The 17,655-nt window shown below is 44.3% G+C and carries 20 protein-coding genes; 5 read left to right on the plus strand and 15 right to left on the minus strand.

All coding sequences use genetic code 11. The features are described from left to right. The first annotated feature begins 137 nt into the window (after positions 1-137). Positions 138-545, plus strand: coding sequence for an H-NS family nucleoid-associated regulatory protein (locus R7Z47_RS09635; protein ID WP_005378185.1), 408 nt, complete (start codon positions 138-140; stop codon positions 543-545). 127 nt (positions 546-672) lie between these two features. Here R7Z47_RS09635 and R7Z47_RS09640 read toward each other — a convergent pair whose 3' ends face one another. Both R7Z47_RS09640 and R7Z47_RS09645 read right to left on the minus strand, forming a co-directional pair. After that, positions 673-1,977 carry an inosine/guanosine kinase gene (locus R7Z47_RS09640; protein ID WP_005378187.1) on the minus strand — a complete coding sequence of 435 codons (1,305 nt, stop codon included), beginning with the start codon at positions 1,975-1,977 and terminating at the stop codon, positions 673-675. A 117-nt stretch (positions 1,978-2,094) separates the two neighbouring features. Further along, positions 2,095-2,364 (minus strand): hypothetical protein, encoded by a 270-nt coding sequence (locus tag R7Z47_RS09645; RefSeq protein WP_005378190.1) that lies wholly within the window; start codon positions 2,362-2,364, stop codon positions 2,095-2,097. A gap of 188 nt (positions 2,365-2,552) precedes the next feature. Between R7Z47_RS09645 and mnmA the strand changes: the two genes are divergently transcribed. The 3 genes from mnmA (at position 2,553) to purB (ending at position 5,829) form a co-directional block, all read left to right on the plus strand. Beyond that, positions 2,553-3,677 carry a tRNA 2-thiouridine(34) synthase MnmA gene (gene mnmA / locus R7Z47_RS09650; protein WP_262606597.1) on the plus strand — a complete coding sequence of 375 codons (1,125 nt, stop codon included), beginning with the start codon at positions 2,553-2,555 and terminating at the stop codon, positions 3,675-3,677. Positions 3,678-3,687: 10 nt separating this feature from the next. After that, positions 3,688-4,305: a high frequency lysogenization protein HflD gene (gene hflD, locus R7Z47_RS09655; RefSeq protein WP_005378194.1), complete on the plus strand. Its 618-nt coding sequence runs from the start codon at positions 3,688-3,690 to the stop codon at positions 4,303-4,305. Positions 4,306-4,458: 153 nt separating this feature from the next. Continuing rightward, positions 4,459-5,829, plus strand: a complete 1,371-nt coding sequence (gene purB / locus R7Z47_RS09660; RefSeq protein WP_262606598.1) for an adenylosuccinate lyase — start codon at positions 4,459-4,461, stop codon at positions 5,827-5,829. Between the two features lie 132 nt (positions 5,830-5,961). Here purB and R7Z47_RS09665 read toward each other — a convergent pair whose 3' ends face one another. The 9 genes from R7Z47_RS09665 to htpX form a co-directional block, all read right to left on the minus strand. Next, positions 5,962-6,495, minus strand: coding sequence for a DUF3833 domain-containing protein (locus R7Z47_RS09665; protein ID WP_104975218.1), 534 nt, complete (start codon positions 6,493-6,495; stop codon positions 5,962-5,964). Then, the gene (locus R7Z47_RS09670) at positions 6,495-7,088 is read right to left on the minus strand and encodes a chalcone isomerase family protein (protein WP_017821712.1); all 594 of its coding nucleotides are present in this window, start codon (positions 7,086-7,088) and stop codon (positions 6,495-6,497) included. Before R7Z47_RS09670 ends, R7Z47_RS09665 begins: the two co-directional genes overlap by 1 nt. Then, positions 7,048-7,560, minus strand: coding sequence for a DUF2878 domain-containing protein (locus tag R7Z47_RS09675; protein WP_167415124.1), 513 nt, complete (start codon positions 7,558-7,560; stop codon positions 7,048-7,050). The genes R7Z47_RS09670 and R7Z47_RS09675 overlap by 41 nt, the downstream gene beginning before the upstream one ends. A 6-nt stretch (positions 7,561-7,566) precedes the next feature. Further along, on the minus strand, positions 7,567-8,823 hold the full coding sequence (locus R7Z47_RS09680) for a cyclopropane-fatty-acyl-phospholipid synthase family protein (protein WP_318130019.1): 1,257 nt from the start codon (positions 8,821-8,823) through the stop codon (positions 7,567-7,569). Beyond that, positions 8,817-9,632 carry a DUF1365 domain-containing protein gene (locus R7Z47_RS09685; RefSeq protein WP_258489352.1) on the minus strand — a complete coding sequence of 272 codons (816 nt, stop codon included), beginning with the start codon at positions 9,630-9,632 and terminating at the stop codon, positions 8,817-8,819. Before R7Z47_RS09685 ends, R7Z47_RS09680 begins: the two co-directional genes overlap by 7 nt. A gap of 1 nt (position 9,633) precedes the next feature. Then, positions 9,634-10,944: an NAD(P)/FAD-dependent oxidoreductase gene (locus R7Z47_RS09690; protein ID WP_262606599.1), complete on the minus strand. Its 1,311-nt coding sequence runs from the start codon at positions 10,942-10,944 to the stop codon at positions 9,634-9,636. 12 nt (positions 10,945-10,956) lie between these two features. Next, the gene (locus R7Z47_RS09695; RefSeq protein ID WP_206954048.1) at positions 10,957-11,682 is read right to left on the minus strand and encodes an SDR family oxidoreductase; all 726 of its coding nucleotides are present in this window, start codon (positions 11,680-11,682) and stop codon (positions 10,957-10,959) included. Further along, a complete protein-coding gene (locus tag R7Z47_RS09700) occupies positions 11,679-12,098 on the minus strand; it encodes a nuclear transport factor 2 family protein (RefSeq protein WP_005378211.1) in 420 nt (139 codons plus the stop codon). The genes R7Z47_RS09695 and R7Z47_RS09700 overlap by 4 nt, the downstream gene beginning before the upstream one ends. 209 nt (positions 12,099-12,307) lie before the next feature. Further along, on the minus strand, positions 12,308-13,177 hold the full coding sequence (gene htpX / locus R7Z47_RS09705; RefSeq protein ID WP_005388085.1) for a protease HtpX: 870 nt from the start codon (positions 13,175-13,177) through the stop codon (positions 12,308-12,310). A 508-nt stretch (positions 13,178-13,685) separates the two neighbouring features. Here htpX and R7Z47_RS09710 point away from each other — a divergent pair. Continuing rightward, positions 13,686-13,853 carry a hypothetical protein gene (locus R7Z47_RS09710; protein ID WP_005378215.1) on the plus strand — a complete coding sequence of 56 codons (168 nt, stop codon included), beginning with the start codon at positions 13,686-13,688 and terminating at the stop codon, positions 13,851-13,853. 81 nt (positions 13,854-13,934) lie between these two features. On the opposite strand, the gene bioD is transcribed toward R7Z47_RS09710, so the two are convergent. From bioD to bioB, 4 genes are read right to left on the minus strand one after another with little or no spacing between them, the layout of a single operon-like run. Continuing rightward, entirely contained in the window at positions 13,935-14,621 is a 687-nt protein-coding gene (gene bioD, locus R7Z47_RS09715; protein WP_005378217.1) for a dethiobiotin synthase, read from the minus strand. Next, positions 14,618-15,439 (minus strand): malonyl-ACP O-methyltransferase BioC, encoded by an 822-nt coding sequence (gene bioC / locus R7Z47_RS09720; RefSeq protein ID WP_005388087.1) that lies wholly within the window; start codon positions 15,437-15,439, stop codon positions 14,618-14,620. The genes bioD and bioC overlap by 4 nt, the downstream gene beginning before the upstream one ends. After that, positions 15,439-16,590, minus strand: a complete 1,152-nt coding sequence (gene bioF, locus R7Z47_RS09725; RefSeq protein WP_064376604.1) for an 8-amino-7-oxononanoate synthase — start codon at positions 16,588-16,590, stop codon at positions 15,439-15,441. Before bioF ends, bioC begins: the two co-directional genes overlap by 1 nt. Beyond that, on the minus strand, positions 16,577-17,629 hold the full coding sequence (gene bioB / locus R7Z47_RS09730) for a biotin synthase BioB (RefSeq protein ID WP_005378222.1): 1,053 nt from the start codon (positions 17,627-17,629) through the stop codon (positions 16,577-16,579). The genes bioF and bioB overlap by 14 nt, the downstream gene beginning before the upstream one ends. Between the last annotated feature and the right edge of the window lie 26 nt (positions 17,630-17,655).

Here is a 17,655-nt window from a genome sequence, read left to right on the forward strand (position 1 = left end):
AAAATCTTGATTTAGCATTTGCACATAAGGAAAAGATAAAGTTAAATATAAGGACTCTTTGTTTATTTATAGATTGGCATTATTTAATCGTAACGATAAAAAGTGCCCAACACATTAACCTTTTAATAGGAATCGTTATGTCAGAGCTGACTAAAACCCTTCTAAATATCCGTAGCCTTCGTGCATTTTCTCGTGAGCTGACTCTAGAACAATTGGAAGAAGCTCTAGATAAACTCACTACTGTCGTAGATGAGCGTCGTGAAGCAGAAGAAGCAGAACGCGCAGCACAAGCAGAGCAAGAAGCTAAGCTTGCAGAGATTGCTGAGAAAATCGCTCAAGACGGTATTGACGTAGAAGCACTTATTACTGCGCTATCTGGCGAAACTAAGACGAAAGGCAAAGCGAAGCGCGCACCTCGCCCTGCTAAATACAAATACACAGATTCAAACGGTAATGAGAAAACTTGGACTGGCCAAGGTCGTACACCTTCGGCGATTCAAGAGCAACTTGATGCAGGTAAATCTCTGGATGAGTTCCTAATCTAGATCCGTGCTATTTTTAAAAGGCTCCCATAGGGAGCCTTTTTTATTTAAACCATTACAAATAAAAAAGGCACATTTCTTAATGTGCCTTTTACTTTAGTTACAGAATAGTTAATTAAACCGCTTCGTATTAACGTTCCCAGTATGCTTCTTCTAGGCTATCTTCTCGCTCAGGAAGTCCGCGCGACAATCGTGGTGAATGTTGCACGAGAACTTCGTAGCTAGCACGGTTTGCGTATTTGCAGACTTGAGAAAAAGAAGAGTAAGTTAAATACTCGTTACTGTGCTTGCTTGAATTAGGCACATTTTCTTTATGGTATTTATTTGCTGCCATATCATGAAGAACAGCAGATAACGCGGCATCACCTGCGCCATTTGTATTCTTAATTTTTTCTGGGCCACCCATATATGGCGAGATATGCGAGTACACTTTTATTGGCGTCTCGCATGAGTCTTTTTTCGCCGGACGACTAAATTCATAACGATTAAATTCAGCAATTGACCCTGGAAGCAATGGCAAAGAAGTTTCGCGCTTCGCGCTATCTTCTGTATACCCAGCCATAAATAGACCTACAGGACCCGCCGTGCACAATACTAGATCAGCCCACTCCAATGTTTTATCAGACGCAGCAAGTGGATCAGATTCCCCCGTCAGAGCTTCTGCTTCATCTTCATTCATCGCAACGACTGAAACGTTATCTCTAATGAATTCTTGCCAATATTTAGGGTCATCTTGAATAACAAACTTTGTGCCTAAAGTCAGAACAACAGGCACATCATTCTTTTTCGCGTACTCAATCGCTTTCATTGTTGCTTCCGGCATTGGGTCGCCGTCTTTGCAACGTACTAGATATGACGTCAGTACAAGTGCTGATGCATTTTTAAAGATTTTCTCTGGAATGCTATCAGGATGGAGTTGGTTCATTTGCCCTTCGCTGATAGCAAAAGTACGTTCACCGTCTTCTGTGATAAGAGCAAAACAACGGCCAATTGCACCATCTACACCTTGTAGGTAGTTCAAATCCATGCGGCTTGATGTATTACAAAGATAACGGTAACCGTAGCTGCCAATCTTAATATCCTGGCTCATCACTCCAAGTAGTGTGGAGCGGTCATCCGCTAGCACGGAGTAGTTATGTAGCGTGTTACCAATTGTACCGCCCGCATACTCATTGGTAATCAAGTTCTCTTCTTTCAGTTGCTGGTATAACTCTTCTGCTCTTTCGTCATCGATAACCAAAGAGTGACCTTTACTCAGACCGTACTTTTCAATCACATCCGTTGTAACTTTTGCTTCAATATCAACCAAGGTTTGGTCAATACCAATGATGTGAGTGCGCGTCATCTTCTTGCTTTCTTGTGCTTGGCTCACCAGCGGGTCACGAGCATGAACAGGAAAATAGTGCTTCGATTTGCGTTGTCCAGGAAATTTCATATTGTCAGTCTGAGTAAGGGGATGAAAAGGAGAGCGGATTCTATACCGCTAATAATAAAGCAGCAATAAAAGCGATTATAGCAAACGTTTGCTGACTACTTTTTTCTTTTAGGTTGCTTATTCACCTTCCATAAAGCTGAGATCTGGTAGTTGCTCAAGGTGCTCGCTATAACGCTTTAGGTTGAACTCACCCTCATTCTTCATTACATCAAAAATCTCAATTGACATCGCACATGCCATCATCGCAACCGCATCTTCACGTGGTGTGCCAGTCATCATTAAACGCATAAGGGTTTCTTTTACTTTAAGCGGGTTACCATCTTCGAGCTGATTTTCAACAATTTCAATCAACTCACTTTCTTGCATAAATTGGTTTTCTTCTGTCATTTGATGTTTCCTCTTGGATTTTGGCCAACTATGCCATATATACCTCTTCTATACTTGCGAAATTACTCGTTCGAATCTTTGTTGAAGAAAAATTCAGCGAAACGAATTGTGATTTCGATCTCGGATCTGTCACCGGTCTGTGGATTCTGATAGAATCTGCATCCCGTTTATTTAAGTGGTGTTTAGTAATGTCTGATAACAGCCAAAAGAAAGTCATCGTCGGTATGTCCGGCGGCGTTGATTCATCTGTTTCCGCGTATCTTCTAAAACAGCAAGGCTACCAAGTAGAAGGCCTTTTCATGAAGAACTGGGAAGAAGATGACAACGAAGAATATTGTACAGCGGCAGAAGATCTTGCTGACGCTCAGGCAGTATGTGACAAGCTAGGCATCTACCTACACACTATCAACTTTGCTGCCGAATACTGGGATAACGTATTTGAGTACTTCCTTGCTGAATACAAAGCGGGCCGTACTCCGAACCCTGACATTCTTTGTAACAAAGAAATCAAGTTCAAAGCATTCCTAGAATTCGCTGATGAAGTACTTGATGCTGATTACATTGCAATGGGCCACTATGTGCGTCGCTCTTTCCCAGAAAACGGTGAAAAACCACAGATGCTACGTGGTCTAGATGGCAACAAAGATCAAAGCTACTTCCTGTACACATTAAGCAACGAGCAAATCGCACGTAGCCTATTCCCTGTTGGTGACCTAGAGAAGCCAGAAGTACGCCGCATTGCGGAAGAGCAAGATCTAATCACGGCGAAGAAGAAAGACTCTACTGGTATTTGTTTCATCGGTGAACGTAAGTTTACGGAATTCCTGGGTCGCTACCTTCCAGCTCAGCCTGGTAATATCGAGACTCCAGAAGGCGAAGTGATTGGTCAACACCAAGGCCTGATGTACCACACACTTGGTCAGCGTAAAGGTCTACACATTGGTGGCCGTAAAGGCGGCGGTGGTAACGAGGACCCATGGTTCGTTGGTGAGAAAGATCTAGAACGTAACGTTTTGATTGCTGTTCAAGGTAAAGACCATCCAATGTTGAAATCAGAAGGTCTACTTGCATCACAACTTCATTGGGTAGATCGTGAGCCAATTCGCGATGTTATGAAGTGCACAGTGAAAACTCGTTACCGTCAGGAAGATATTCCTTGTACAATCATCCCTATCGATGATGAAAACATTAAAGTTATCTTTGACGAGCCACAAATTGCTGTAACTCCAGGTCAATCAGCAGTGTTCTACAAAGGTGACGTGTGCCTAGGTGGCGGCATCATCGAGCAACGCATTAAATATTCTCAAGCTTAGGAGTCGTTACGTGGCGAATACACTTTATGACCGTACTATCGCTTTCGCTGGGATTTGCCAAGCTGTTGCTTTAGTTCAACAGGTAGCGAGAAACGGACATTGTGATCAAGATGCTTTTGAAACATCAATCAACGCTATTTTGAGCACGAACCCTGCTAACACAGTTGGCGTATTCGGTCGCGAAGCCGATCTAAAGCTCGGCCTAGAATGCTTGGTTAAAGGGATTGATAGCACACCATCAGGCAGTGAAATTACTCGTTACATTATTAGTTTAATGGCGTTAGAACGTAAGTTAAGCTCTCGTAACGATGCTATGTCTCAGCTTGGTGATCGTATTCAAATGGCCAAGCGTCAGTCAGAGCACTTTGAGCTACTAGACGATCAAATGATCAGCAATTTAGCGAGCATCTATCTGGATGTCGTTAGCCCTATTGGCCCACGCATTCAAGTAACGGGCACGCCATCTGTACTGCAGCAGACGGCAAGCCAACACAAAGTTCGTGCGCTGTTGTTATCTGGCATTCGTAGTGCAGTTCTTTGGCGTCAAGTTGGTGGTAAGCGTCGCCACCTAATCTTCGGGCGCAAGAAGATGGTAGAGCAAGCACAAATCCTTCTTGCTCGTCTGTAGTAAAATATCAAATAAGCAGCTCGCGTTTATCGCGAGCTCATTTTTTTCGACTAAAACAAATCTCGCGCAAACGTTTGCGCAATATTCGTGACAATTGCCACAGTTATTGGTATAAAGCTCACGAAATTTAGAAACCCAATTCAGGAGAACATCATGGAACTGTCAGCATTGACTGCTGTTTCACCAGTAGACGGCCGTTACGGAAGCAAGACAATTGCGTTACGCGAAATTTTCAGTGAATACGGTCTACTAAAGTACCGTACTATCGTTGAAATCCGCTGGCTACAAAAGCTTGCTGCTACTACTGAAATTGCAGAAGTGCCAGCGTTTAGCGCAGAAGCAAACCAATTCCTAGACGACCTTGCTGCAAACTTCTCTGAAGAAGATGCACGCCGTATCAAAGAGATCGAGCGTACAACTAACCACGACGTAAAAGCGGTTGAGTACTTCCTAAAAGAGAAAGTAGCAGACGTTCCTGAACTGCACGCAGTAAACGAGTTCTTCCACTTCGCATGTACTTCTGAAGACATCAACAACACATCACACGCTCTAATGCTTAAAGAAGCGCGTGAGAACGTGATTCTTCCAGAAATCCGTAACCTAATCGACGCTATCAAAGCACTAGCAGTGGAATACCGCGACATTCCTCTTCTATCTCGTACACACGGTCAGCCTGCTTCTCCATCTACTATGGGTAAAGAAATGGCAAACGTGGCGTACCGTATGGAGCGTCAATTCAAGCAAATCGAAAACGTTGAGATCCTAGCGAAAATCAACGGTGCAGTAGGTAACTACAACGCACACCTTTCTGCTTACCCAGAGCTAGATTGGCACAAGTTCTCTGAAGAGTTCATCACAGAGTCTCTAGGCGTAACTTGGAACCCTTACACAACTCAAATCGAACCGCACGATTACATCGCTGAGCTGTTCGACGCTATCGCTCGTTTCAACACTATCCTGATTGACTTCGACCGTGACGTTTGGGGTTACATTGCACTAGGCCACTTCAAGCAAAAAACTATTGCTGGTGAGATCGGTTCTTCAACAATGCCTCACAAAGTTAACCCAATCGACTTTGAAAACTCAGAAGGTAACCTAGGTCTTGCGAACGCTGTATTCGGCCACCTAGCACAGAAACTGCCTATCTCTCGTTGGCAACGTGACCTAACTGACTCAACGGTTCTACGTAACCTTGGTGTTGGTGTTGGCTACGCTATCATCGCTTACACTTCTACGCTTAAAGGCATCAGCAAGCTAGAAGTAAACCGTGAAGCGCTTCTTGCTGAACTAGACAAGAACTGGGAAGTACTAGCTGAGCCAGTACAAACAGTTATGCGTCGTTACGGCATCGAGAAGCCATACGAGAAGCTGAAAGAGCTAACTCGTGGTAAGCGTGTAGACGGCGAAGCAATGCGTAACTTCATCGACGGTCTTGAGCTTCCTGAGCACGAGAAAGCACGTCTGAAAGAGATGACGCCAGCGAACTATATCGGTCAAGCAATCGAGCTGACAGATAAGCTGTAATCCTCCTGTAACGACCAGATACCTAAAAGGTTGACGCGAAAGCGTCAACCTTTTTAGTTAGGAGAGTTAGGTCGGGAGAAAATAATTTTAGTTATATGGCATGGATTATTAATTGAAGATCTTCCCCATTTGTTATGGCTGCTTTTGGAAGAACAAGGTTATTGTTCCTACTTCCACACCAAACTTTTTTATTTTCGTTAGATTGAAAACGTGTCTGTCATCCTGACGGTAAAGCCAATCATCAAAAGCAACCGTCACTGATGAATCCTCCATTTGTAGCTCAAAGTCATATTGCCACTGTAGCGCATTGCCCTGCTCTTCCCCTGTTGCTACACCTATAATATCGTCTGCCTTACCTTCATAACTACCGTCTTCTAATCTAGTGATAACCCAAATTCGCTGGTCCACCTCTCCGTCATCAAACGCGAAGTCTTCCACTAGCGTCAGCGTATCACCTTCTACAGTACCCACTATATCGACTTCAAAGCGACGGGTTTGCTGTTCGGTATAATCTTGCACCATCCCCCACGCCTTTATGTCGCCTTCGAAATAACCGAATACGTCAAAAGTCGGTGTAGAAGAGCGGTAATTATCAATGTCTGCGGAACATGCCGAAAGAAAAACAGCTGCCACTAAAGTCGCTGATTTAAAAATTCGTTTAAGCACTATCTAACCTGCCCTATCAATTGTTTTCGGAGTTTCGGAAATTCTGTGTTGGGTGATAACCATATAGCTAAAAATGCATCGTTCATTCGTTCGTCTTCAATGATGCCAACGTTCTTTACTTGCACGTCCCCAACCTGCTTATAAAAAAGCTGACCAGATTTTCCATCTGTTAGATAAGTAAGCTCGTCACCTTTTTGAATATCAGGAAACATACGATCGAGCTCGCTGATCCAAGCTTTTCGATATGAGTCAGTAAAACCCAATTTCGCCCACTGCTCATCCGTCACATCAAGCAGCTGTTGCTTACTGATGTCTCTCTTGTAATTAATTTCCAACGCAAGGGGATGTGGCGATACGTCATCGCTTACGATGAACTTTCCATCAGGCGCTTTTAATCTTGAGTGATAAATATCGAAGATGAACCAAGTAAGTTGGGCTTCTCCAACAGTTTTCCATCCCTTCCAATTCGCAATGTTGCTTGCGGCTTCGCTATTTCCAACAGGTTGAGCTTGCAGAGCAAAAGAGCCAGTTACTATTACCAACGCAAGCAGCCTAGTCAGCCTCTGAGTTAAGTCTCTCTTCAAGCTTTTCATTTCCGTACACCTTGAGTATCAAGAGCATCATGACGCACCATTCGACAAACAACATTGCCAGTGTAGCGCCAGTGCTAAATCCAAATTCAACGGCTTGGAGCTTATAGCCAGCAAAGTAGCTCGCTGTTCCTCCGAGTCCGCCTACTATTGATACGTAGGTTTTTGGGAAACGGTACAAAATTGACTTGAGTTGATAGGCATACCAGGCGAACAGAATCCAAAGGCACAAAAGCCAAAGGGGTAACCATTGAGTGGCAAACATGAAAATTGAAAATTGCTGATTTAATGTATCAAGCACGAGACCAATCGTGGCGATAACACCAATACTTTTGAGCGAAGATGCGTCAGTTTTCAAACAATATAGTAGGGTTGCCAAAGTAAGGAATAACGTCCCCCATTGCCATTGATAGGTTCCAAGCACCGCTGCAAACCAGCAGAGTTGGAACCATGTCGAAGCAAGAAACACCTTCATAACGAACTACGGGCGTTGAAACGTCATGTGAACGGCACTGATCGTGCGAGCCAAAAAGCCACCTTCACAGTAGCTCAAATAGTAGTGCCACATACGCACAAAGCGGTCGTCGTAGCCAAACGAGCGCACTTCATTCTCTGCTCGATTAAAACGTAGGTGCCATTCATTCAGCGTCTTAGCGTAGTCCAAACCAATATCGAACAAGTCTCGCGTCACTAAGTCACTGTATTTTGTTGTGGCTTGGGTTAGTGAGGTTACCGACGGTAAAAAACCACCCGGGAAAATGTACTTTTGGATAAAGTCGACGTTGTTACTGTAGTAATCGTAACGCTGATCGGCAATCGTAATTGCTTGAATCGCCATCAAGCCACCGGACTTCAACAAAGACTCGCAGACCTTAATGTACGAAGGCAGGAATTGTTTGCCCACAGCTTCAATCATTTCAATAGAAACGAGCTTGTCATAAGTGCCAGTTAAGTTACGGTAATCTTCTTTGAGTAGTGTGATTTTATCTTCTAAGCCACGCTCTTTGATTTTTTGCTCCGCGTACGCGTGTTGCTCTTCAGATATCGTTGTTGTGGTGACCTGACAGCCGTATTGTTCGGCCATGTAAATCGCCATAGCGCCCCACCCTGTGCCAATTTCAACAACATGATCAGTGGGCTTCAGCTCAAGTTGCTGACATAGACGATCCATTTTGTTGATTTGAGCCTGCTCTAGAGAGTCATCCGCATGATTGTAAAGCGCCGAAGAGTACAGCATGTTGGTATCAAGGAACGCTTCGTATAAGTTGTTACCCAAGTCGTAATGCGCATGGATATTTTTACGTGAGTTCTCTTCAGAGTTTCTGTTTGACCAATGGCTGAACTTGTACAGTATTTTAGTCAACCAACTGCCTTGCTCTTCGAGTTTATCTAGAGCACGCATGTTAAGGGCCATCAGTTTCATTAATGAGGTTAAATCGGGGCTATCCCACCACCCATCCATATAAGCCTCACCAGCAGCAATACTGCCGCCCTGCAAGATCCGTGAATAAAAGCCTGGATGTTTTACCTCTATAGTAGCGACAACAGGTTGACCACTATACTCCCCATTTGGCGCACTAAAACGCTCGCTTCGCTCTGTCGTTTCCGTCTTAAAACTTTCAATAACTGTTAAGCAGCCGATTTCCATTTTTTGCAGACATTGAAAAATAACTCCGCGAGCCGCTTTTTGCGTTGTCGTCAATTTACGCGGCAATGTCATAGAACTAGTATTTAACATGCAGAATTCTCCTTGTGCTTTTTATTTTTTTTGTCTGTTTTTTCAATATCGGCTTCTATTTCTTCATGCGTTGAATATTTAGGATGAGAATAAAAAGGTGCGCCTTTCACCCAAAGTTTTAATGCGTGCCAATAAATACCAACCATTACTTTTACCGTTTGTATTGGTGTAACGATCAAACACCTCAATAAGGTTTTGCTTGAAAGTGGCTTTGCTTTCATAACCATGGTGGCATCAAAGTGTTTCTCTCCTTTGTGACATTCAAGATGAATATTCAACTTGTCTGTCAAAGGTTTAATTCTCCAGCGGTAGAGTTGGTCAATCGGGTTGAATGGTGAAACATGGAATGCTTTATCTTGTTCCCAACCAAACTTTTCTTCTTTATCTGCTGACACCACGTAGTAATGTCGTTCATTCCAAGGAGTGTTACTCACCTCTGCGAGGAGATACTTCCATTCTCCTTCCGTGTTATAAACGTAGTAGAAATTAACGGGACTGAAATAAAGTCCTAGATAACGCAAGTGACAGACTGCGATTACCTTGCCGGTACAGCGAACACCTGTCAGTTCTTCAATTTTGCTGTGCACTGCCGACTTGACGCTACCTTCACCAATGTAATCACTGCGCTTGAAGCGAGCCCAATGCCACCAACGCGAACCAAAACCCCATACTTTTTTCTCTAAAGCATCGATCTCGTCTACATCAATGGCGGGCATAAATAAAGAGTAGTTCAACTCATGATTCACCGGCGTGAATCGACGGTGACGAACGTTGCCTATAAACAATCGGCTGTTCATTTGGCTATCCATATCACGCTGCGCCTTTTTCGAAAGGAACCACATTTTGTTCGCGGTACTTTTCTTCTAGTTCTTTCACAACATCAAGCGCGCTACGCACGCCATCTTCATGAAAACCGTTGTACCAATAAGCGCCGCAGAACCAGGTACTTTGTTTACCCTGTATCTCATTTTTGCGCTGCTGCGCTGCAATAGACTCAGTGGTGAATACTGGATGATGATAAGTGAACGAACGCAAGACTTTATTTGAGTTAATTTGCTCAGTACTATTCAACGTTACACAAAACGTGTGTTCTGATTGAATATGCTGAAGAATGTTCATGTTATAAGTGAGCGAAGGGAGGCGTTGCTGTTCCTCCTCACTGCCTTCCAATAGGTAGTTCCATGATGCCCATGCTGCCTTACGTTTTGGTAGTACGGCAGAGTCGGTATGAAGAACAACTTCATTTGCTTGGTATGTCATATCCCCCAAGATTTCCTGCTCAATTGGGCTGATATCCTCTAGCACTCTCATTGCTTGATCACTGTGACAAGCAAAGATAACGTCATCAAACCAATGCGTTTCTCCACGAACTTGAACGCCAACCCCTTTTTCGTTGCGAACCACTTTTTCGACAGGACTATTAAGACGAATATTCTCGGCAAAGCCTTTGGTCAATGGTGGAATGTATGAACGTGAACCACCTTTAATCACATACCATTGCGGTCGGTTAGTCACATCTAGCAGACCGTGGTTGAGGAAGAAACGTAAGAAGAACATAAGAGGGAATGCGCGCATGTCAGCTAAAGTCGACGACCAAATCGCAGCACCCATCGGTAAAATGTAGTTATCGGTAAAGAAAGCACTGAATTTGTGTTCGTCAAGGAACTCACCTAACGTCTGAGAGTGCGAGGATTGCTCGCTAGCGAAGCGCTTGGCAAGTTTATTGAAACGAAGTATCTCGAAGATAAATCGATAAAATTTGGGGTTTGCCCAGTTGCGTTTTTGAGCAAACAATGTCGACACTGTGTGGCCGTTGTACTCTAGTCCGTTCCCATCGTTTCTGACACTGAAGCTCATTTGAGTAGGCAGACCTTCAACGCCAATCTCGCTCATCATTTTAATGAAATTAGGGTACGTACGGTCGTTATAGACGATGAACCCAGTATCTATCGCGTATTCTTTACCATCAAGGCTCACATCAACGGTTGCAGTATGGCCACCGATGTAATCGTTCGCTTCAAACAGCGTTACATCATGTTCTTTATGCAAGTAATAACCACAAGTAAGGCCAGAGATTCCCGTTCCCACAATCGCTATCTTCTTTCTTCCTGCTGTTTTCATTTTTATTCCTTCTTATGATACGAGTTTAGCAGTTAGGCGAGCTTGCCAACTGTATGGAAGTAACGAGATAAAACGTAAAATACTGGTAAATCTCGCTGGGAAATAGATATAGGTCTTGTTGGCGGCTAACTGCTTCCTGATAGAGTCCGACGCTTGCTGAGTAGAAATGATCATTGGCATTTCGAAGTCGTTTTTGTCAGTCAACGGCGTTTCAACAAAACCAGGAAACACCGTTACCACATTGATCCCTTTCTTTTTCAAGTCGACGGCGAGCGTGCGTGCAAAATAACTGACTGCCGCTTTGGATGCGCCGTAAGCTTCAGCACGAGGCAGTGCCACTTCTGATGCGATAGAGCCAACAATAACAATGCGGTGCCCTCTCTCTAAATGCACTTGGCTGCCTTCAATGCAGTTGGCAACACCGACAACATTTACGTTCATCACACGCGCCATGAGTTTCGCGTCGACCACTCCCTCATCCATGTACTCACAATCGCCTGCGTTAAAAACCCATGTGTTTGGCGTAAAGGGCAAATTAGAGAGCGCCTGCTGAGTTTCCTCATAATTTGTCACATCGAACTGTAATGTATGAATTTTGGAAGAAACAGCCTCCAGTTCTGCAAGAACATCTTGATTCCGACCACAAGCAATCACATTCCATTCTGAGTTCGCGTAATCTAGCGCAAGCTGTCTTCCTATTCCGGAGGTGGCGCCTGTGATTAAGATGGTGTTGTTCATTGTCCTAACCTCTGCTTGATGGTTTTAACGACTGAACCTAGTAATGGTAAATGCTCATAGAGCATCTCTCCGAGATCAAAATAGTCCCGGTGATAAATGACCTGACCTTCGCTAAATTTGAGGTGCGAAACACCATTGACGAGAATAGGCGCACCCTTCTGAAGTTTGGGATGCTGAAGGTCCATTGTCCAAGTTAGGAAGCCTGTATCTCCGACTTGTTGATGCTCATGGATTACAAAATCACAACTGATGACGTTGGCATATAATGAGGTGAAATAATCCGAAAGTGCTGGCCATCCTTCTAAACGATGCGCTGCGTCCTCAAATACTACATCTTGGTGATATATATCCTTAAGTAGATGTAAGTTCGCTTTGTTGAGCTTTTGATAGATATTGCCAACAGACTGTATGTCCATTTTTTACTCCTACACGCCCATTAAGTTGTACAAAATTATTATATGTACAAGATAGTTCATTCCACCAAAGTTGTACAAAAATAATTTTGTATAACTTTGTTTCTGTAAGTAGTACGTGATGAAGTTCGCACGCGATCAATCGGCGAAAAAAAAGGCTTGGTCAAAACCAAGCCTTTTCAGCAGATTAACAATTATTTAAGTAGGAACAATTAGTATTGCTGGCCTCGCAACGCTGCAATACGTTTATCTAGCGGAGGGTGGCTCATTAGTAGCTCAGTCAGCGACTGCTTGCCATTGATACCAAACGCCATCATGGTGCCATCCAGTTGAGATTCATGACTCACCTTCAAACGCTCTAGAGCCGCAATCATTTTTTCTTTGCCAACGAGGCGCGCAGCACCTGCGTCCGCGTGGAATTCGCGATGACGGCTGTACCACATAGTCAAGAAGCTAGCTAGGAAACCAAATACCAGTTCAAGCACCATGGATACGCCAAAGTAAACCATCATGTTTGTACCTTGGCCTTCTTCATCATCGTTCGATGCCACGATATTGGCAATAAAGCGTGATAGGAAGATAACAAACGTGTTCACGACACCTTGCATCAACGTCATCGTGACCATATCACCATTTGCAATATGGCTCACTTCGTGTGCAAGTACTGCCTCTGCCTCATCACGAGTCATATTGTGTAAAAGACCGGTAGAAACTGCGACAAGAGAGTCATCTCGTTTTGCACCTGTCGCAAATGCATTGATATCTGGTGAATCATAAATAGCCACCGTTGGCATGCCAATACCCACTTGTTGAGCTTGACGACCCACAGTTTCGACTAACCAATGCTCCGTTTCGTTGCGCGGGCTTTCAATGACCATACCACCAACCGAGCGTAGCGCCATACCCTTTGACATCATCAACGAAATAAATGCGCCACCAAAACCAAATACAGCAGCCATTACAAGTAAACCTGACAGACTGCCTGGTTGCATTCCAGTTACAGCGTAAACAATATTCAGAACAACACTAAGCACTAGCACGACAGCTAGGTTAGTTGCTAGGAATAACATAATTCGCTTCATTACTTTTCTCCGAGGAAGCTTATCGTTTTTTTAAAACGGATTGTTATAAGGAACAAATGGTAATCGCTATAAAAGCCAATTCCGTTGATTTTCATGTTCCGTGCGTTATAGATATAGTCTATCCGCGATAAAAACAAGGTTAAGCAATAAATTGCAACATTTGTTTTCGGGACTGAAATATTTGATTCAAGCGATTTCAAAACATGCTTTGGTAGGAGCTGGAACCTCCGTTCATATACATTTATCAAAATGATAAAATAAGCTCTGAGCTACCCATCATCTATTGATAGATGATCTTGGTGTTAAATCTATCACCTCTTAGCAACTTAGCTAGAAATTTTTAATAGACCAAAAACAGTACGTTAGCTCTGCTATAGACTTTGGTCTTATTGTGCGGCCACATGGACATGCTAAATTCGAATGAGATGAACAAAACAGAGCCACTCTAAGTACATTGCAAAAAGTGCATTGGGTGAGCTCAAAAACTCCATGTATTGAGGGAAAAACCATGGTAGAAACTAACGACTATCAAATGGCTATTGATTTACTACGTTGTCACCTAGGCATCTCAGAGGACGAGGCAAAGCAACAACTTGGTATTTCAACCGATCATCATATGTCTCAGCGTGTTGCAGAAACACAACAAGCATTGATGGGGCTCAGCCAAGATAAGTAATCTGACTTTTTAGGTTACACCAACAAGAAAGGGCTGCATTGCGCAGCCCTTTGGTTTTTTAGTCTTTTACCCTAAACACCATTAGTCAGTGTTTAGCAACGGCTCTACATTAATGTACTTGCCTAGCTCTTTGCGTTTAGCACTTGGAATATATGGAATTTCCCCAAGCTTAGGTGCATCGATACGTGCTTCTAGCATCTCGATAATGTCAGCGTAGTGCTCTGTGCCTGGGTTGACGCGGTTTGCCACCCAGCCAACAAGATTCAAACCATCCGCTTTAATACTCTCTGCTGTGAGTAAAGCGTGGCTCAAACAGCCTAATTTAATGCCAACCACCAGTACAACAGGTAACTGCTCTTCTTTTACCCATGTAGATAAACAGTCCGTATCGGATACTGGCACACGCCAGCCTCCAGCACCTTCAACGAGAACAACATCGGCTTGCTGCTTATGTTGAGCCAGTTTTTGACTCAGAACATCGTAACTTATTTCGACATGTTCATGCTTCGCTGCAATGTGGGGAGAAGCAGGCAACTCTAAAGCGTATGGGTTCACATCATCATAGGCCACATCGAGTGTTGCGGCGTCTTGTAAGTGTAAAGCATCAGAGTTACGCCATCCGGCTTCAGTCTTGTCACTCCCTGCTGCCACTGGCTTATAACCAATAGTGTTTAGTCCTTTTGCGGCGATCGCTTGCAAAATGGCTTTAGACGCTACCGTCTTTCCAACATCAGTATCCGTACCAGCAATAAAAAAAGCATCAATCATAGATGTATTACTCCAAAACAAACCTGATAACTTGCAGGTAGAAGACCTTGATCGTTTTTAAACGCTTGGTACGCATGCTCAACTTTTAACAAAGTCTCGCGACTAGTTAAACCGTGTGAGCGCCCGCTTACGTGATTTGCACCTATACCTTTGAGGTCACGCATAACTGAAAATGCAGAGTCGTACCAAACTGTGATGGTGGTCAAGTCTAGTTGATGGCTGTCACATCGAGATTGCGCTAACGCAATTTTTACCTGATTGAGCGTTAGAAAGTTATTGACGTGTTGATATGCATCAATTTTTTCCCATGATGCACGCAGCTCATACAGTGATCCATCAACCAGTGTAGAGAACCACGCTTTCCCACCATTTTTTAGCACGCGGCGCACTTCTTTTAGTGGGTAACTTAAATCTGTACACCATTGCAGCGCTAAACTTGAAAACACGTAATCGAAGCTATCATCGTCAAATGGTAAGTTTTCAGCATCAGCAACTTGGTAGTGCATTCGTACTGCACCACAACGCTGCTCTGCTTTATCTAACATGGCTTGAGAGATATCGCCGCAGACTACTTCCGCACCGCGTTGTTGAAGTAGTTGGGAGAAATAACCCGTGCCACAACCTAAATCCAATACACGTTTTCCCGTCAAGTTTTCAGGAAGTTTATCAAGCAGCTGATGCCCGACATCACGTTGAAAAGCCGCATGTTTATCGTATGTTTCTGCTGCTTTACCAAACGAAGAGGCAATCGCGTCTTTATCTTGATGGAAACTCTCTAACGCGAGCGTTTGCGCTAATGCGGTAGTTGCATTATCCATTACAGCGCTCCTAATGCTTGCTTCAATGCCATTGAAAGCGTTTTAACTTGTTCGTTGGTGTGATTGGCAGTGAGTGTGATTCGAAGGCGAGACGTCCCTTTAGGCACCGTCGGTGGTCGAATAGCGGTAACCCAAATGCCGTTTTGGCGACAAGCGCTCGCAACCTGCAAAGCCAGTTCAGATTCACCAATCACAAACGGCTTAATCGAAGTCTGAGTCTCAACAAAGCCCTCCAGATCGCTGAGGCAGTCTCGATACACTTCACTAAGCTCTGAAAGCTTTTCACGTCGCCAAGACTGCTCTTGAACGATAGAAACCGCATGCGTTAGCGCATAGGCTTGTGCCGGAGGCATCGCTGTGGAATACACATGGTGACGAGCAAACTGAGTTAAAAAGTCCCCCGTTGCGTGGTCACATAAAATAGCCGCGCCAGACATACCAAACGCTTTGCCGAAAGTAACGATCAGTATCTCGGGTTTAACCGTTGCCAACTCACAAGAACCACCACCGGATTGACCAAGAACGCCAATACCATGAGCGTCATCGACAGCAAACCAAGCATCATGACTACGAGTGACTTCAGCTATATCGCTAAGCGGCGCACAGTCGCCGTCCATGCTGAATACCCCTTCAGTCACAACTAGATGGTTGTCTTCGCTATTAATCAGCGACTTTAGGTGCTCGATGTCATTGTGTTTGAAGCGCTTCATCTTAGCTGGTGACAACGCCCCCGCTTCCATCAGTGAGGCATGGTTCAAACGGTCTTGGATCAATACGTCTGATTTTTCCAACAAGGTGAACAACAAGGCTTGATTAGCACTGAATCCAGAACCAAACAGAATTGCTCTGTCGTAACCCAACCATTCGGTCAGTGCGGCTTCTAAATTGCTGTGCGCGGCACTAAAGCCAGTCACCATCGGTGATGCTCCACTGCCACTACCATATACGCTTAAACCTTGCTGCCAAGCCCGAACAAGCGCTTGGTCATTAGCCAATCCCAAATAATCATTACTTGAGAAATTAATGTAGCGTCTACCTTCGTGTTCCAAAACGGACTGGTTACCGGCAAACACCACATTCATAGAACGATTCAACCCTTGCGTTTTACGCTCAGCAAGGGCGGACTCGATACGAGATTTAAACGCTGGCATCGTAGAAAAGGTCGTCTTTTGTCGGACGGGCAGCAACGCGCTCTACGACGCGATCGAGTAACTCGTTTTCTTCGATTTCATCAGGCTTTTGAGACACCTCTTGGCTGTTAATACCGAGCTTGTTGAACAGCATCATGTCTTTGTCTTCAGAAGGGTTTGGCGTGGTCAGAAGCTTGCAGCCATAGAAAACGGAGTTTGCACCCGCCATAAAACACAGCGCTTGCATTTGTTCGTTCATGTTTTCACGGCCAGCGGATAAACGAACGGCTGATTGAGGCATCATGATTCGTGCAATCGCAATCAGGCGAATGAAATCGAAAGGCTCAACATCATCCACTTCTTCCAGTGGTGTCCCCTTTACCTTCACGAGCATGTTGATTGGAACGCTTTCAGGGTGTACCGGTAAGTTAGCCAATTCAACCAACAAACCAGCTCGGTCGTTAGCACTTTCACCCATGCCGATGATGCCACCGGAACAAATCTTCATGCCAGCATCACGAACGTGAGACAAAGTATCTAAACGGTCTTGGTAAGTACGTGTGGTAATGATGTTGCCGTAAAATTCAGGTGAGGTATCTAGGTTGTGGTTGTAGTAATCCAGACCTGCGGTTGCCAATTGCTTTGCTTGATCTGGCGTCAACATGCCTAATGTCATACACGTTTCTAAACCCATGCCCTTCACGCCTTTGATCATGTCGGTCAAATGTGGCATGTCACGCTCTTTCGGGTTTTTCCATGCTGCGCCCATACAGAATCGAGTAGAACCAGCATTTTTGGCTTTTTGCGCAGCATCGAGTACGCGTTCTACTTCCATCAGACGCTCTTTTTCGATGTCTGTGGTGTAACGAGCACTCTGAGGACAGTACTTACAATCTTCTGGACAAGCACCTGTCTTAATCGACAGAAGCGTGCTTACTTGAACATGGTTGGTTTGTTGATATTGACGATGTACAAGCTGCGCTTCGAATAGGAGATCCATGAATGGTTTTTCCATGAGATCGCGCACTTCAGCATGCGTCCAGTTATGACGAACTTCCACGTGTATTCCTTTAGTCACTTTTGTTG

The sequence above is a fragment of the Vibrio sp. 1641 genome (assembly GCF_033339995.1).
GTDB classification, from domain to species: domain Bacteria; phylum Pseudomonadota; class Gammaproteobacteria; order Enterobacterales; family Vibrionaceae; genus Vibrio; species Vibrio alginolyticus.

What these genes read in the sequence shown, in the direction of transcription:
- R7Z47_RS09695 (WP_206954048.1), bottom strand. Translation starts at nt 11,682, where the DNA reads ATGAACAACACCATCTTAATCACAGGCGCCACCTCCGGAATAGGAAGA.
- R7Z47_RS09670 (WP_017821712.1), bottom strand. Translation starts at nt 7,088, where the DNA reads ATGAAAAGCTTGAAGAGAGACTTAACTCAGAGGCTGACTAGGCTGCTT.
- R7Z47_RS09675 (WP_167415124.1), bottom strand. Translation starts at nt 7,560, where the DNA reads ATGAAGGTGTTTCTTGCTTCGACATGGTTCCAACTCTGCTGGTTTGCA.
- R7Z47_RS09680 (WP_318130019.1), bottom strand. Translation starts at nt 8,823, where the DNA reads ATGTTAAATACTAGTTCTATGACATTGCCGCGTAAATTGACGACAACG.
- R7Z47_RS09690 (WP_262606599.1), bottom strand. Translation starts at nt 10,944, where the DNA reads ATGAAAACAGCAGGAAGAAAGAAGATAGCGATTGTGGGAACGGGAATC.
- R7Z47_RS09635 (WP_005378185.1), top strand. Translation starts at nt 138, where the DNA reads ATGTCAGAGCTGACTAAAACCCTTCTAAATATCCGTAGCCTTCGTGCA.
- R7Z47_RS09710 (WP_005378215.1), top strand. Translation starts at nt 13,686, where the DNA reads ATGGTAGAAACTAACGACTATCAAATGGCTATTGATTTACTACGTTGT.
- mnmA (WP_262606597.1), top strand. Translation starts at nt 2,553, where the DNA reads ATGTCTGATAACAGCCAAAAGAAAGTCATCGTCGGTATGTCCGGCGGC.
- bioD (WP_005378217.1), bottom strand. Translation starts at nt 14,621, where the DNA reads ATGATTGATGCTTTTTTTATTGCTGGTACGGATACTGATGTTGGAAAG.
- purB (WP_262606598.1), top strand. Translation starts at nt 4,459, where the DNA reads ATGGAACTGTCAGCATTGACTGCTGTTTCACCAGTAGACGGCCGTTAC.
- R7Z47_RS09685 (WP_258489352.1), bottom strand. Translation starts at nt 9,632, where the DNA reads ATGGATAGCCAAATGAACAGCCGATTGTTTATAGGCAACGTTCGTCAC.
- bioF (WP_064376604.1), bottom strand. Translation starts at nt 16,590, where the DNA reads ATGCCAGCGTTTAAATCTCGTATCGAGTCCGCCCTTGCTGAGCGTAAA.
- htpX (WP_005388085.1), bottom strand. Translation starts at nt 13,177, where the DNA reads ATGAAGCGAATTATGTTATTCCTAGCAACTAACCTAGCTGTCGTGCTA.
- R7Z47_RS09700 (WP_005378211.1), bottom strand. Translation starts at nt 12,098, where the DNA reads ATGGACATACAGTCTGTTGGCAATATCTATCAAAAGCTCAACAAAGCG.
- R7Z47_RS09645 (WP_005378190.1), bottom strand. Translation starts at nt 2,364, where the DNA reads ATGACAGAAGAAAACCAATTTATGCAAGAAAGTGAGTTGATTGAAATT.
- R7Z47_RS09640 (WP_005378187.1), bottom strand. Translation starts at nt 1,977, where the DNA reads ATGAAATTTCCTGGACAACGCAAATCGAAGCACTATTTTCCTGTTCAT.
- bioC (WP_005388087.1), bottom strand. Translation starts at nt 15,439, where the DNA reads ATGGATAATGCAACTACCGCATTAGCGCAAACGCTCGCGTTAGAGAGT.